Genomic DNA, 15,063 nt, shown 5'->3' with positions numbered 1-15,063 from the left:
CGTGCATCGGCTACTCACCCTTCATAACCCCGCCGAAGCCCGGCGTCATTACGCGTCGGGTCTTTGGCAGGATGACACACTCTACAGCCTCGCTGCGCATTGGGCGGCGGAGCGGGGTGAGACCCCGGCCGTGCGTGATCATCACCGTCGCTTCTCGTGGGGCGAACTCTTAGCCGAGGCTGATCGGGTCGCCGCTGCATTGCACCAATGTGGACTGAAAGCGGGAGACCGAGTGTCGGTTTGGATGAGCAACCGGATAGAGGCCGTTGCCATCTTCCTGGCCTGTTCCCGCAATGGCTATGTCTTCAACACGTCGCTTCATGCCACCTATGGCGCTGGCGAAGTTGCCACCCTACTTGACCAGGTTTCATCGCGTGCCCTGTTTGCCGAGGTAGGCCATGGTGCCGGTGGTGGGCGCGACGACATATTCGCCATGGCTAGGTCGCAGACAGAAACGCGCGCGATTTTCGCTCTGCCGCGGCGCGATGATGATGCCTCTAGGTTACCCGCGATGGCCTACCCTGACAAGGCAGGCGCCCCGTTACCTCCAGTTTCCAGCGATCCGGATCAGGTGGTCTATCTCGCCTTTACATCGGGCACCACCGGAGCGCCCAAGGCCGTGATGCATAGCAACAATACCTTGTTAGCGAATGCCCGCGCGATGGTCTCAGACTGGGGTTTCGGTCAGGAAACGGTATTGCTCACGCTCAGCCAGATGAGCCACCATATCGGCACCGTGGCCCTTTGCCAGACGCTAGTCGGCGGGTTTGAGCTGGTACTAAACGACGTGACAGCGGGGCACCACCCAATCGACTGGATCGAACAGACCAATGCCACCTATGTCATGGGGGTCCCTACCCACGCCATGGATATCCTTGCTGCCCTTGCAGATCGTGGCCAGGCCCGCCTTGGCCAGGTTAAAGTCTTCTATCTAGCTGGGGCACCCATTCCGCGCGTCACCGCCCAATCCCTCCTGGATCGAGGGATAACTCCACAGAACGTATACGGGATGACCGAAAACGGATCGCACCAGTATACCTTGCCCAATGATGACGTGAACACCATTACCAGCACCTGCGGCAAGGCTTGCGCTGCCTACGAGATTGCTATCTTCGACCAGAATGACCGTGACGTCGCCGTTGCTAATGGTGAAATTGGTGAAATCGCTGGTCGCGGGGCGATGCGGATGCTTGGCTATTTCAACAATCAGGCATCGACCGAGGGGGCGTTCAATGCCGACGGCTGGTTTCTTAGCGGTGACCTGGGTAGGGTTAACGAACAGGGTAATTTGGAGATCGTCGGCCGCAGTAAGGACATCATCATTCGGGGTGGGCACAATATTCACCCGGCGCGGATTGAGGATCTGGCGATGCGCCACCCGGCCGTCACGAAGGCGGCGGCGGTGCCCGTCGCCGACGAAAGGCTTGGTGAAAAGGTCTGCCTTGTAGTCACTGGCACCGAACCGATCGACGGCGGCGCCCTGCTCGAGTTTCTCGCCGAGGAAGGGCTCTCAAAATATGACATGCCGGAATTTTTTGGACAAACTGAGCGGCTACCGCTTGGTCCTACCGGTAAGGTCCTTAAGCGGGAACTGGTTCAATGGTTGCGAGCCGGAACGCTCGCTCCCCAGACCGTGCGCTGGCGCACAAGTGGAGTTATTCTATGAGTGTTGACCTGACTTATCGTGACCGGACGGCAATCCTCACCCTTTCGCGTCCTGATGCGCTTAATGCGCTGAATTTCGGCATGATAGAAAGCATAAGCGAGGCGCTGGATGCAGTGGCGCGATCCGGCTCGCGGGCGCTGGTCATCACCGGCGCAGGTGAGCGCGCCTTTTGCGCAGGGGCTGATATTACCGAACTGACCGGACGCACCTTGTCGGCGCAGAAGGCTGGAGCAGAGCTTGGTCAGAGCGTTTTCTCCAAACTTGACACACTGCCGATGCCGTCAATTGCCGCGATCAGCGGCTTCGCTTTGGGCGGTGGCTGCGAATTAGCGCTAAGCTGCAGCTTCCGTCTTGCCACCCCCCGCGCGCGCTTTGGGTTACCGGAAGTCAAGCTGGGTTTGATCCCAGGCTATGGCGGCACCCAGCGCCTGCCGCGCCTCGTCGGCGAGAGCAGGGCACTGGAGATAATTCTCACAGGGCGGATGGTTAGTGCAGAAGAGGCACTCGCAATCGGCCTCGTCAATCGCCTTGTGGAGGGCGACCTGCTTGAGGCTGCAGTAGCCTTCGCTGTCGAACTTGGTGGGTTCAGCTTAGTCGCTAGCGGGCTCGCCCGAGAGGCTGTCCGACGCAGCATGGACTGCCCTTTGCACGAAGGTCTTCAGACTGAAGCCGATCTCTCTACATTGGCCTATCAGACCGCAGATGCGGATGAGGGCATGGCCGCCTTTCTCGAAAAGCGCCCCCCCGTTTTCAAGGACTGCTGATGGACAATCCCTTAGTGATCGTAACAGGTGCCAGTAGAGGTATAGGCGCAGCCATTGCGCAGCATCTGGCCGAGGCGGGCTTCACAGTGGCGTGCCTTTCGCGCAGCGGGGCCCTGCCCACCGCTCCGCCGGAGCTCGCTGACCGGCTCATCCCCTATGCCGTCGACGTGACGAACGAAACGGCTATGAGGGCTGTGATCGAGGGTGCAGCGAGTGGCAGGCCGCTAGCTGGCATCGTGAACAATGCCGGACAACATACCGAAGCGCCCTCTGCGGAACTCTCAATTGCTGATTGGAACGCCCAGATAGCGATTAACGCCACGGCCGTGCTGATTGGTTGCCAGGCTGCCTTTCCACACCTGAAGGCGGCGGGGGGACTAATCGTCAACATCGGTTCGTTCTTCGACAAGATCGGGGTAAAGCGCAACCTAGCCTATTGCGCGTCCAAGGCGGCGGTTGGTGCCATAACCCGTGTCCTCGCCGTTGAATGGGCAAGGCACGCAATCGCTGTGCTTGACGTTGCGCCGGGTTATATCGTCACCGACCTCAACCGTGATACGGTACTGGAAGGGCCGTTGCGCGCCTATCTGGAGAAGCGCATTCCTGGTGGTGAGCCAGGCACGGCCGACGACGTCGGACGGCTTGTGGCCTCGCTCTATGCTTTAAACCTAAGCTTCCTAAGCGGAGAAACCATCTATATCGACGGTGCACAAGGAGTTGCCCATTGACCGTATTTGATCGCCTCGACAGTTCCCTAAGCCTCCCTGAGGACGAGCAGATGGTGCTGGCCAGCGTTCGCTCTTTGGCAAGAGAACGCATCGCTCCGCGCGCTGCCGAATTTGATCGGACAGGAGAATTTCCGTGGGATAATGTCCATGACATTAATGCCCTTGGCCTGAACATGATGTTTGTGCCCGAGGCCTATGGCGGCATGGGCCTGTCTTACATTTGCTATTTGGCCTGCGTGCGGGAAATTTCCCGCGCTTGTGCAGCCACCGGTATCATCTGGGCGACCAACTTTCATGCGATGAAGCCCCTAATCGAGTTTGGAAATGAAGAGCAGAAAAGTCGTTTCCTGCCCCGCATCGCCGAGGGCGCGCTGGCATCGCTGGCGATTACTGAGCCAGAGGCCGGATCTGACGCCACTGGCATGACAACCGCGTTCCGGCCAGATGGCGATGACATCATCATTGACGGAGGCAAGACCTTTATCACCAATGGCGATGTCGCCGACCTTTACCTGCTGTTCGGCAAGTGGACGCACATTCAAGATCCGCGCAAGGCTATTAGCGTTCTGGTTCTGGAAAAAGGCACCGAAGGCCTTGAGGTCCTGCGCAACGAGGACAAGATGGGCACCCGCGCCTCCAGCACAGCGACCATTCGCTTTAACGAGTGTCGCGTCCCCCGCGCGAACCTTGTCGGCAATCCAGGAGACGGGTTGACGGTGCTATTGGCTTCGCTCAACCGCTCGCGCCCCAGCGTCGCCGCGCATGCGCTCGGCATCGCCCGCGCCGCCTTTGAAGACGCCACCGCCTATATAAACGAGCGCCGCCAATCGGGCCGCAAGATTATCGAGTTTCAGGGTATCCAGTTCCTTCTCGCCGACGTCGCCGCCGAACTGGTTCTTACTGAAAGCTATCTTTGGCAAGTGGGCGCGATGATCGATGCCGGGGCGACCGATTTCGGAATCGAGGCCTCAATCCTGAAGCTGCGGGCGTCAGACGTTGCAATGCGCGCCAGCACCGAAGCCGTCCAGTTGCTCGGCGGCTATGGCTATTGCAAGGATTACCGAGTGGAGCGCCTGATGCGCGACGCCAAGATTACCCAGATTTGGGAGGGTACCAATCAGGTGCATCGCCAGATCATTGGCAGGAGTTTTGTTTCGCGATGAGTATTTTCCTATGACAAGAACGGTCGGCGTAGCCGGATGCGGCACTATGGGCGCAGGCATTGCTATAGTCGCGGCACGGGCAGGGTTCACCGTACGTGTTTTTGACACCAGCAGAGAGGCCCTAGACCGCGCGCACGGGCAGACCGGAGACTTTCTCGAAAAGTCGGTGGCGCGCGGGAAACTCTCGCCGATTGATCGCGACGCGACACTTGCCCGATTGATCGGCTCTACCCGGATCGCGGATTTGGCCGATTGCGAATTTGTCATCGAGGCAATCTATGAAAACCTGACTGCCAAGCATGATCTGCTCGGCCAGCTTGACCAAGTCTGTCCGCCGGAAACCATCTTTGCCTCCAACACCTCGACAATCTCGATCACGGAGATCGCCGCAGGCTCTGGTCGAGCCGACCGGTTTGTTGGCATGCATTTCTGCTTGCCGGCGCAGTTGATGAGGCTAGTGGAGATGTCTCCGGGTCTGAACACCAGCGATGAAACTTGGAGAGCGGCTTGGGCGTTCTGCGAAGCTTTGGGGCAAAAGCCTGTGGCGACCAGCGACACTCCCGGCTTCGTGCTCAACTATTTCCTAATCCCATATCATAATGACGCTATCCGTTTGGTGGAACAAGGCGTGGCTAGCGCAGCGGATATTGATATCGCCATGAAGGCGGCAATGGGCTATTCGATGGGCCCATTTGAGTTGCTTGACCTTGTGGGCGCAGACACGCAGAAACTGCTTTGCGATGCCATGTTCGGACTTACCAATGAAAAGCGAGCAGCTTGTCCACCGCTCATCAGGCGCATGATAGCGGCTGGTCATCTCGGTAAGAAGAGCGGCCGCGGGTTTCACCATTACGATGACAGCAAGATGTTTGGAGCCTGACAATGCCTGTAAACGTGATCATCACTGGACGGAGCCGTTCATTCCCCAAAGATGTCCCGCCGATGCCAGGCAGTGGGACCGTCCTAGCTGGAACTGCAGCTGCCGATGTGATTTCCGGTGCGGCAAAAGCCGGTCTCGATTTTGTAGCAGTTGAGCTAAATAACGAATGCTTGGGCCACCATATTGGGTTGGATGCCGACCCAATTACTGCGCGCATTGTGGGCTTTGCACGTTTTAGATTGGGAACAGCCGATCCCAGCAATCTGATTGAACTGGTTTCGATGGATTGGACTGATGAAGATGCCGTCGCTGCGGCGAAGGCGGCCTTCGAAGGCGGCGGGTTTGTGGTGGCATGCTGCGCCGATCGGCCCGGCCGGATTGTCAACCGCTTGATTAGGCCCTATTTCAATGCTGTACTCCGGCGTCTGGATGATGGACTGGCGTCAGCGGCGGACATGGACAAGACCCTGATGCTGGGCCTTGGCTATCCCGAAGGGCCTAATGCGTTACTTGCGCGAACTGGATTGGCAGATCATCATGAAGTCAGTGCAGTCCTGGAAGGCGCCCTTGGTGACAATGATTTCACCCCAGCGCGACGTGCTCAAATTGCTTGGCAGAGGGCTTCGAAGTGACATTGCCACCCTGCACCAAGCATGGCGTCCGCGGCACGGCCGATCCCCGCATATTGGCAGCCCTAGAGGCCAGTTCACGGGTAGCTGGGGTACACCTAGCCGAACGGATTGAGTCTATGATCGATTTTGACGGCCAGCTTTGGACGACATGGCGATCCTCACAAGATCTTGCCGCCGCCGCCAGATATGTCGACCATGCTTGGACTGAGGTCATTTACAACCGCGGGACGCTGCATCTGGTGCGCAGCGACGCGGACTATGATTACCAGGAAGACTGCATGAATGAAGCGCCTTCAGCGTCAGGCCAAGCCGGTGAGGGCTGACGTTCTTTCATGCACTACTGCCGAGATATGATGGACCATGGCATCAACGATTACCTTGTTGCGAGCGTCCTTGAAATGCGCGGCAAAGAGCGAGCGTTTGAATGTCGGACGCAGATTAAGCGCAACAAACCGGCCGTCGTTAAATTCGAGCGCGGCTGTCGATTGCGGCAGGATTGTTGCCATTTGTCCTTCTGCCACGACTTCGCGAATCAAAGGAACGCTGTCGATCTGGACATGCGGCGTAAAACTAATGTCTCCCGCGGCCATGTAACTGTCGATCAGGTCCCGCAAGCCATGCGCAGAAGAGGGAACGGCAAGCCTTTGGTCGGCCAGATCCCTGCGAGTGATGGTGCATGTTCCGGCCAATGCGTGGTTATGCGCCACCAGACAGACCATGGGTTCCACCAGCAGTTCGCGCACTTCGAACCGCGTCTTATTGGGTATCGAGTGGACGATGCCGATGTCGATATAATCGGAGACCAGCCTTTCATAAATCTCTCCCGTCAAGAGCTGTGTGACAACCAGTTCTACATCGGGCATTTCCTCCATGAACCGACGCAAAATCTCTGGCATGTAGAGAGTCATAAAGGTAGCAGGCGCAGCCAATCGAACCTGACCGGCAGGCTTGCGTTTGGCAATGTCGAGCTCAGAAATGGCATTACCCATTTCACGCAGTATGGTCTCGGCATGGCGCAGCAGAATCTCGCCGAACGGGGTCAGCGTGACGCCACGACCATTACGATCCAGCAACTGCACGCCAAGCTCATCCTCAAGCTTCGCAATTTGACGGCTAATTACTGGCTGCGGCGCATCCAGCACCCCTTCAGCCCTGCTAAAGCTGCCATGCTTGGCGACATAGAAAAAATACAGCAATCTGCGGGATTCGATGATCGATTTGTGAGACAATTCGGCCAAAAGGCGTACTCCTTGACTGGATTATTTTATCGCCAACCGCTCTTATGGCGTCTACCATATTTTTTTTATATAAAACGCCATTTCGCCTATACGATGATCTCGACGATTGCAATTGTGGGAAAACAAGGACGTCTCCTAGCACCCCTTTGGAAAACATATCAATTGGAGAGGCGCTTATGTCTTGCCGCCCCGTAATCATTGGCTGCAGTGCGTTACCGGTAGGTCGCCACCAGACACCTTCCAATGCAGAAGTCCATGTGGTGGAACACGAGCTGCTCGCTCGGCTGGTAGTCGAGGCCATGGCCGATTCAGGTGCCGAGAGGGAGAGGGTTGGGGCAATTGTTGTAGCCCAGCCTCGACCTTACACGCGCCAGCAATATTTCAGCACTTTCATGACCAGCTATTTACGCATTCCCTGCGACGGCATTGTCATGGAGGTCTTGGGCAACGGCCTCACTGGAGCCCTAGCCTTCGACAAGGCTCTGGACGAGGTTGCCTTGGGTCGCACGGAAGTGGCCCTCGCGCTGGGCATAAATATGGAAACAGCTATCAGTGCTCGAGATCACATGATGGAGAGCATGCGCAAGACGGGTGACGTTGATTTTCACGCCCCAGCCGGTTTTACGCCGATTAGCTGGTATGCACTCGACATGCAGCGTTACATGTTTGAATACGGCGTCAGTCGCTCCGAGGTGGCCTCTGTCGCCGTCAAGAACCGTGGCCATGCAGCGCATAATCCACTTGCACAGTTTCGCAAACCGATCACGCTGGAAGAAGTTCTTGCCCAGCGCTCCATCGTTGAACCGCTGGGGCTATACGAAGTACCGCCCAGGGGCGACGGCGCGGCATGCGTTGTGATTTCTAGCGAGCAATACGCGCGGCGGCGTGGACTTTCCTATGTCATTATCCGGTCGCGAGCCTTTCACCATGAAGGTGTTCACCAGATAGGGGATGTCCCTGCAGACATGATCGGTTTTACTGCCGCTGCCACTGCGGCTGCAGCCGGATTCGAGGCTGCCGGACTTGGCCCCGATGCTGTCGATTTGGCTGAACTCTATGCGCCCTGCACCATCGTCGAAGTGTTGGCCAGCGAAGCGGCAGGCTTCTTTCCCAAAGGGCTTGGAGCACATGCCGCTGCCACTGGCATGACATCGTTAGGCGGGAAGATACCTATCGGCACGTCTGGCGGGTTGACTTCGCGAGGCCACCCCTCCTACGCCACGCCGCTTTACAGCGTCGTTGAACTTTTTGACCAGCTACGCGGTCGCGCTGGTCCGCGTCAGGTTGATAGCGCAAGGATTGGGTTCCTTATGAACGAGCTAGGCAATTACAACGCTGCACTTGTGCATGTTCTGGAGGCCGCGAAATGACAATGCCGTTGGTGAAACTGTCTCACAGTCGCCGCTATCCGCCGCGGGCCACCGCGTTCACGCGTGTGTTCTGGGATGCGCTTGCCGAAGGCCACTTCCTTGTTACCCGTTGCCTAGGATGTCAACGTCACAGCTTTCCCCCAAAGCCAATCTGCCCGCATTGCTGGACAGATGTGATCGATTGGGAGGAAATAACAACCGAGGGAAGGATCTATTCGTGGACGCGGGTCCATGCCGGTCCGGCTATCTTCGAGGCAGACTTGCCCTATGCCATCGGGATCGTCGATCTGGATTGTGGTATACGCGTGGCCTGCCCTTTCATTGGCGAAGCGGCTTGGCAGTGTGGTATGGCTGTGGAAATTGTAAGTGTCATCTATGCTGACGGCCCCTTTTTCGGCGCACGGCAAAAAGGGGGTTCACATAACAGTTATATAGTTTAGAGTGATTCGTCGTTCTGTTTATTTAATGCGATTAAAATCAAGGAGGATTAAATGTCAACTATTATTCAGCAATCCGCAAGCACCGGAGCCCCGAATGTTTCTAACGATCGATCCGGCTTCGCAGTGGCTGACCGCTACATGTCGAAGATCTTTCCGGATGGTTCATCGCTGGTGCGGTGCGAGCAAGTGCCTTGGACGGATTGGGCTATGGAAGGCAGCGAGTTCAAGTTGCTCTACATCAATCGTGCACACAGCATGTTTACGGCGCTTATCCGTATGCGCGGTGGGCTCGAAACACCAGATCACCATCACTTCGGTGAGGCCCATGCCTTTGTTCTCGAGGGCGACTTTTCCTACGAATATGGTACGATGTTCAAGGGCGACTATATCGTGGAAGCGGGCGGCATTCATCACAAGCCTACCATCGGGCCCGATGGCGCAACTTTCTTCGTCATCTTCTATGCTGGACTGAGTGGCGTCGGCGAGGACGGGCTGCCAACTGGTGAATTCGTCGATTGCGAATGGATGTATCGCACAGCTAAGGCTAACGGGGCGGCTGATCACCTGCCGCCACCGCCGTTCCAAGCGCTGCACGCGAAATAGTCCCAAGGCGTCTGCCGCCTCGAAACCAGATACCCCTCCGGAGACCTGCCATGACCATAAGATGTTCAGCTCTGACTGCCGCCGCGTTTGCCCTGTTGAGTGCCGGTGCAGCCAATGCTGCGGCAGCTTTGGGGGGAGATGAGGCTTCCCAAGGCGCGCATGCCGCCCATGGGTCGGGCACGCCAGCAATACTTTTGCAGCGCCCCGCCGATGCAGCCTTCATGGCAGTTCCAGGAGTACCTTCCTGCACCACTATCGCGCCTTTGCGAGGTAATATGGCAACTGGTGCATCTACCTTGATGGTGCGGATGCGGTCGGGTTGCCTTGTACCCAACCATTGGCATACTCCGACGGAGGAATTGGTAGTGCTGCAAGGCGCCCCGCTTGCGCAAATGAAGGGTGAACGGCCCGTTATCCTGAAGGTTGGATCCTATTCTCAGCTACCCAGTGGTCACATTCACCGTTTTCGGTGCACGTCCGTTGAAGACTGCCTAATTTTCATGGTTGCCGACGCACCGTTTGATATCTATTTCGTTAACGAAGCGGGGGCTACGCTGACGCCTGAGGCCGCTCTCGCAGCGGCAGCCCTCGACGATGGGTCGGGCTGGTAATCGTTGGGGTTAAAGCTAAGTCTCTGAAACCGGCGGACAGGAACGCTCATCAGGGCGCTGCCTCTCACTGCTAGGAAAAATCGTTGTTTTCGAGATACTGCTCGGCGTATTTTGTCTTCTGGTCCTAGCTCTATATCTGCTAGATCTTTTCTAGTACGCGCCCGACCCCGCGCGGCATAGAGAGCAATGACACAACTTTTTGAATTCCCTTCATGCGTGCATCAAAATGTGCCCCAAGGCACGGTGTCAAAGAGGAGCTCAACCTGGGCCGTTCGCAAAATTGATGTCGCTAGCAGCGCCGATCGCGGCAGTACCGAGAAACCCGAGACAGTTATCGCCATCCAGCAACAACCCATAGGCAGGAACGAACATGCCCCCTCTCGCCAACCTTCTCGTTCTCGATTTCAGCACCCTTCTTCCCGGTCCGCTTGCAAGCTTGATGCTAGCAGAAGCCGGTGCAACGATCATCAAAATAGAAAGGCCAGGTTCCGGTGACGAGATGCGCAGTTACCAACCGCGGCTGGCCGGTAGCAGCATCAATTTCCACATGCTCAATCGCGGCAAGCAAAGTCTCACGCTGAACCTCAAGGACAGCGAGGACCGTGCAAGACTCGACCCACTGCTGGAAAAGGCCGACATCATTCTCGAACAGTTCAGACCGGGGGTCATGTCTCGCCTTGGATTGGGTTTCGAAGATATAATGGCGAAGAATCCGGGGATAATCTATTGCTCTCTGACTGGGTGGGGCCAGAGCGGCCCCAAGGCCGGCAAGGCGTCACATGATCTCAATTTTATGGCCGAAAGCGGCCTCCTGGGATCATCGGTCGGGACCGACGGCAAGCCAGGTCTTCCACCTGTCCTTGCAGCGGACATAGCTGGCGGCACCTACCCAGCGGTAATCAATATCCTGCTGGCACTCATGCGGAGGCAGCGAACCGGTGAAGGCGCCTATCTCGACCTTTCGATGGCGGATTCGCTCTACACTTTCGCCTACGAAACGCTCGGCGAAGGATTGGGCCTTGCAAAATGGCCGGAAGGTAAGGGTGGCCTCACAACGGGCGGGACTCCCCGTTACCAGATATATCGCACCTCCGACGATCGCTTCATCGCAGCAGCGCCACTGGAGCAGCAGTTCTGGCTAAATTTCTGCCGAATTATTGGGTTGCCTGACGAATTGCGAGACGCCGATCAGGCGCAAGCTGAAACTACCACGAATGCCATTGAAAGCCTGATCGTCCTTCGCACGGCATCCGAATGGATGGCGGCATTTGAAGGCGAGGACGTGTGCTGTTCGCTGATTGAAGATCTGCAGACTGCGGTTTCCCACCCGCAAAACAAACACACAGGGTTGTTCGATCGCACCCTAACTGCGGACGGCGTGAACATCCCTGTTCTCCCATTGCCAATCGCGCCGGTTTTTCGATCGAAGCATGCAATGCGCCCAGCTCCAGCGCTAGGTTCTTACGAAGGCGGAGATGCCGATGCCATCGGGCCATCTCGCCACTCCCATCCGGCCGACGACCCGCGTCACTCACTAAAAGCCGAAAGAGGAATGCCTATTTGACAAAGCACACATTTTTTAAACTTCTGAGATTTGAAAAATGCGAGGATCTGTCTTACTGAAGCTTATTATCAATATCAGAATAGCCAGCATCGCCAAGCTATTGGGGAGAGCCACAGGCTGCAATCAAGAGGAACCAAAGCCAGAGCCCAAAAGAGTGCGCCCATATATTCGATATCGCCTCTCCGAGGCGATAATCAATTCGTTTTAGACAGTGCGATTAAAAATTGAACCGTACATTGACCATGTACGTTCTAGGATCACCTAGTGCCGCAGAATTGAAATGTAGGTATGCAGGGAAAGGGCGAATCAAGAAGCGGACCAATCTTTTACGGCGAAGGTCATTGGATTGGGCCCTGTCCGGCCATACTCGCTATCTAGAGAGGCGATCTCAACCATGTCTGCATGGTCAAGATCAAATGCCAACGCGCCAATGTTCTCTGCAAGGTGCTTCATGCTTGTTGCTTTGGGAATAGCTGACGCACCCAGTTGTGTAAGCCAGCGGAGGATAACCTGTGAAACTGTGCAATCATGCTTGGCAGCAATTTTAATAAGAACCGGCTCGGAAAGCACTGGAACTTCGCCGGTACCGCCGCCGCCGAATGGTGACCAAGCTTGGCTTACAATGCCGTGCTGCTTGTGGAATTCATGTAGCATGTGCTGCTGGAACCGCGGGTGCATCTCGATTTGATTAACGGCAGGAACAACGCCAGTTGCTTCAATCAAGCGCACCAACTGCTCTTGGGTGTGGTTCGAAACACCGATCGAACCGATCAACCCCTCGCCTTGTAATTCGATCAGCGCACGCCACGTATCGACGTAAAGATCCTCCATCGGGAGAGGCCAATGGATCAGATATAGATCGATTTGATCAAGTCCGAGCCGATCAAGGCTGCCCGTCAGCGCAGCGCGGGCCTTTAAGCGACCGTGCTCCGTGTTCCACAACTTGGTCGTAACAAACAGACCCTGCCTCACCACCCCGCACTGGCGAAGACCTTCACCCACTAGCTGCTCATTGCCATAAACAGCGGCGCTGTCGAACAACCGATAACCAGCGCTAACGGCCCGACTTAGTACCGCCGCCGTTTCCGATTCTGAACCGAAGCGCATCAAGCCCAAGCCCAATTGCGGCATCAACCTACCATCATTCAGTATCAATTGCGCGCTAATGACCTTGTCCCTTCCTCAACCTGTCTGTCGTCATAACAATTGGCACTGTTGCCTAGCCTTTCCAGATAAAACAAGTGTTTGGTTACTAAATATGCATCTCGGGTTAGGGGCTCTGCCGTGGGGTCTTATTGTTGCACAAGATTCAGGATACATATCAGGGCTGGGCGAGGCGACTTTCCATTTCGGCGCGCATTATGTGCTTTTGCACTTTACCTGTTACCGTCATGGGAAAAGTCTCCACGAAGTGAACATATTTCGGGATTTTATTGTGAGATATTTTTCCGTGGCAGAAGAATTTCAGATCCCCCTCCGTCAGCGTGCTTGTCGAAGTAACCGACACCCACGCGCACAATTCTTCCCCATAATGCGCATCGGCTACTCCGAACACGTGAACATCCATTATCTCCGAATGTGTTCGCAAATATTCTTCGATTTCTTTGGGATAGAGATTTTCTCCTCCACGGATGACCATATCTTTTATGCGACCAACGATGTGCAAAAATCCACTGGTGTCGATCGTTCCTAAATCGCCGGTACGAAGCCACCCTTCGCTATCTTTCGTCGTCGCTGTTGATGCTGGGTCGCCCCAGTATCCAACCATCACATTATATCCGCGCACACATATTTCCCCGGTAACGCCGCATTGAACGGTTTCTCCGCTTTCCGAAATTATCTTAGCTTCAACATTTGGTTGGATGCGCCCGACGGTGCCGGTGCGCTCAGCAATTGTATCTGCGGGGGACGTTTGAAAACTCACTGGAGCCTCTGTCATTCCATAGCAAATGGCGAGATCAGACACGTGCATGCGGGTCATGACGTCAAGCATGAGATCCTCAGGACAGATTGATCCTGCCATTATTCCTGTCCGCAAGGACTGGATTTCATAACTGTCAAAATTGGGTAACCGAAGAATTGCCGCATACATTGTTGGCACTCCATAAACTGCGGTGCATGCCTCCTCCGCGAGTGTCGACAAAGTGCGCTCTGCATCGAAGGTCGGGCTAGGCAACACCATCGTGGCGCCGCGCGCTACACAAGCCAGCACCCCGGTTACCATACCAAAGCAATGATAAAGTGGCACAGGAATGCAGAGACGGTCACGTTCAGTGAGGCCTAACGCCCTACCAGTGAACCAGCCATTTTGCAGAATGTTCTGATGGCTAAGGGTCACGCCCTTGGGAAGACCAGTGGTGCCGCTCGTAAATTGGATATTTACTGGGCTTAGTTCGTTGAAAGTTGCGGGGTCATTATCGTGCAGCATGTCAATGTTGCGCTTGCCCGCCGCGATGACTTCATCCCAGTCCAAAAATCCTGCCGTTACTTCGGAACCGAACTGAATTGCGACCCGGATGGTGGGCAATATCGTTTGTTGACTTACACTGCCTAAATTTGGTTCAGATTCTAAGGTCAGCTCTGCAAAATTGCTGGTCTTGTAAGCTGGCCCGACGATCAGCGCCGCGCAGCCTGACGCTGCCACAGCGTGCTTGAATTCTTCCACGCGATACGCGGGGTTAATTGTCACCAATATCATTCCAACGCGTGCAGTGGCCAGTTGGACAATCACCCATTCAGCAGAATTGACAGCCCACAGGCCCACACGATCACCTGGGCAAAGACCCAACGCACGCAAGCCTGCCGCCAAGTCATCAACCGCATTATCCAGGCCTGACCAAGTAAGACGGAGCCCTTGTTCGACTGACACCAATGCTTCGAAGTGCGGCCAGTTGTTGGCTGCCTGTCTAAGCGCATCACCTATTCGCCCCGTTGGCAAAAAAGGGTCTTGTTTTCCGATAACATAGCTCTGACTGTTATGACGTGAAATCTCATCAGTCATTATGAACCTTTACACGGCACAATTGCAGCCCCTCTGAAAACTAACTCATTTAAGCGCAGTCTCGCTTGAATGAATGTGCGCATCTTCTATTGACATTACGATTAGGTTATGGCAAAAACAAATGATTGTTTTAAGCAAATAACTCGTAAAAGAGTTTCAGGCGTTTATCAGGAGAGCAGAGATGGGTAGACTTTCAGGCAAAGTAGCAATCATCACAGGTGCGTCGCAGGGCATGGGTGAGGCGCATGCCAAAATGTTTGTTGCTGAAGGCGCCAAGGTGATCCTGACCGACGTCAACGAGAAAGATGGGCAGGCGCTGGCTGAAAGCCTTGGCGAAAATGCGATGTTCATCAAGCAGGACGTCCGGTACGGGGCCGAGTGGAAGGCTGTTGTAGAGCAAGGA

At 55.6% G+C, this 15,063-nt stretch carries 16 protein-coding genes; 13 read left to right on the top strand and 3 right to left on the bottom strand.

What is annotated here, in order from left to right:
* The first annotated feature begins 1 nt into the window (after position 1).
* From QE270_RS01295 to QE270_RS01265, 7 genes are read left to right on the top strand one after another with little or no spacing between them, the layout of a single operon-like run.
* Complete coding sequence (locus QE270_RS01295) at positions 2-1,666, top strand: class I adenylate-forming enzyme family protein (protein WP_300034065.1); 1,665 nt, start codon at positions 2-4, stop codon at positions 1,664-1,666.
* On the top strand, positions 1,663-2,430 hold the full coding sequence (locus tag QE270_RS01290; RefSeq protein WP_300034063.1) for an enoyl-CoA hydratase-related protein: 768 nt from the start codon (positions 1,663-1,665) through the stop codon (positions 2,428-2,430). The genes QE270_RS01295 and QE270_RS01290 overlap by 4 nt, the downstream gene beginning before the upstream one ends.
* A complete protein-coding gene (locus QE270_RS01285) occupies positions 2,430-3,158 on the top strand; it encodes an SDR family oxidoreductase (RefSeq protein WP_300034061.1) in 729 nt (242 codons plus the stop codon). Before QE270_RS01290 ends, QE270_RS01285 begins: the two co-directional genes overlap by 1 nt.
* A complete protein-coding gene (locus tag QE270_RS01280; protein ID WP_300034059.1) occupies positions 3,155-4,321 on the top strand; it encodes an acyl-CoA dehydrogenase family protein in 1,167 nt (388 codons plus the stop codon). Before QE270_RS01285 ends, QE270_RS01280 begins: the two co-directional genes overlap by 4 nt.
* Positions 4,322-4,331: 10 nt before the next feature.
* The gene (locus QE270_RS01275) at positions 4,332-5,201 is read left to right on the top strand and encodes a 3-hydroxyacyl-CoA dehydrogenase family protein (protein ID WP_300034057.1); all 870 of its coding nucleotides are present in this window, start codon (positions 4,332-4,334) and stop codon (positions 5,199-5,201) included.
* A 2-nt stretch (positions 5,202-5,203) separates the two neighbouring features.
* Positions 5,204-5,833: a 3-hydroxyacyl-CoA dehydrogenase family protein gene (locus tag QE270_RS01270; RefSeq protein ID WP_300034055.1), complete on the top strand. Its 630-nt coding sequence runs from the start codon at positions 5,204-5,206 to the stop codon at positions 5,831-5,833.
* Complete coding sequence (locus tag QE270_RS01265) at positions 5,830-6,156, top strand: hypothetical protein (RefSeq protein WP_300034053.1); 327 nt, start codon at positions 5,830-5,832, stop codon at positions 6,154-6,156. The genes QE270_RS01270 and QE270_RS01265 overlap by 4 nt, the downstream gene beginning before the upstream one ends.
* Here QE270_RS01265 and QE270_RS01260 read toward each other — a convergent pair.
* Complete coding sequence (locus tag QE270_RS01260; protein ID WP_300034051.1) at positions 6,133-7,071, bottom strand: LysR family transcriptional regulator; 939 nt, start codon at positions 7,069-7,071, stop codon at positions 6,133-6,135. The genes QE270_RS01265 and QE270_RS01260 overlap by 24 nt on opposite strands.
* Before the next feature lie 44 nt (positions 7,072-7,115).
* Between QE270_RS01260 and QE270_RS01255 the strand changes: the two genes are divergently transcribed.
* The 5 genes from QE270_RS01255 to QE270_RS01240 all read left to right on the top strand — a co-directional run bounded on the left by QE270_RS01255 (position 7,116) and on the right by QE270_RS01240 (position 11,659).
* Positions 7,116-8,441 (top strand): thiolase family protein, encoded by a 1,326-nt coding sequence (locus tag QE270_RS01255; protein ID WP_366142247.1) that lies wholly within the window; start codon positions 7,116-7,118, stop codon positions 8,439-8,441.
* A complete protein-coding gene (locus QE270_RS10730; RefSeq protein WP_366142246.1) occupies positions 8,438-8,881 on the top strand; it encodes an OB-fold domain-containing protein in 444 nt (147 codons plus the stop codon). Before QE270_RS01255 ends, QE270_RS10730 begins: the two co-directional genes overlap by 4 nt.
* 51 nt (positions 8,882-8,932) lie before the next feature.
* On the top strand, positions 8,933-9,484 hold the full coding sequence (locus QE270_RS01250; protein WP_300034047.1) for a cupin domain-containing protein: 552 nt from the start codon (positions 8,933-8,935) through the stop codon (positions 9,482-9,484).
* A gap of 50 nt (positions 9,485-9,534) precedes the next feature.
* Positions 9,535-10,095, top strand: coding sequence for a cupin domain-containing protein (locus QE270_RS01245; RefSeq protein ID WP_300034045.1), 561 nt, complete (start codon positions 9,535-9,537; stop codon positions 10,093-10,095).
* Positions 10,096-10,465: 370 nt separating this feature from the next.
* Entirely contained in the window at positions 10,466-11,659 is a 1,194-nt protein-coding gene (locus tag QE270_RS01240; protein ID WP_300034043.1) for a CaiB/BaiF CoA-transferase family protein, read from the top strand.
* Positions 11,660-11,965: 306 nt separating this feature from the next.
* Here the strand turns inward: QE270_RS01240 and QE270_RS01235 are convergent, their stop codons facing one another.
* Both QE270_RS01235 and QE270_RS01230 read right to left on the bottom strand, forming a co-directional pair.
* Entirely contained in the window at positions 11,966-12,814 is an 849-nt protein-coding gene (locus QE270_RS01235; protein WP_300034041.1) for an aldo/keto reductase, read from the bottom strand.
* A 166-nt stretch (positions 12,815-12,980) separates the two neighbouring features.
* Positions 12,981-14,660 (bottom strand): AMP-binding protein, encoded by a 1,680-nt coding sequence (locus tag QE270_RS01230; protein ID WP_300034039.1) that lies wholly within the window; start codon positions 14,658-14,660, stop codon positions 12,981-12,983.
* A gap of 181 nt (positions 14,661-14,841) precedes the next feature.
* Between QE270_RS01230 and QE270_RS01225 the strand changes: the two genes are divergently transcribed.
* Positions 14,842-15,063: SDR family NAD(P)-dependent oxidoreductase (locus QE270_RS01225; protein WP_300034037.1), on the top strand; the 222-nt coding region annotated here is incomplete at its 3' end.

It is taken from the genome of Sphingorhabdus sp., assembly GCF_029865925.1.
Classification (GTDB): Bacteria; Pseudomonadota; Alphaproteobacteria; order Sphingomonadales; family Sphingomonadaceae; genus Sphingorhabdus_B.
Note: the sequence above shows the minus strand (reverse complement) of the source record. Positions and strands in the feature narration are given on the sequence as shown.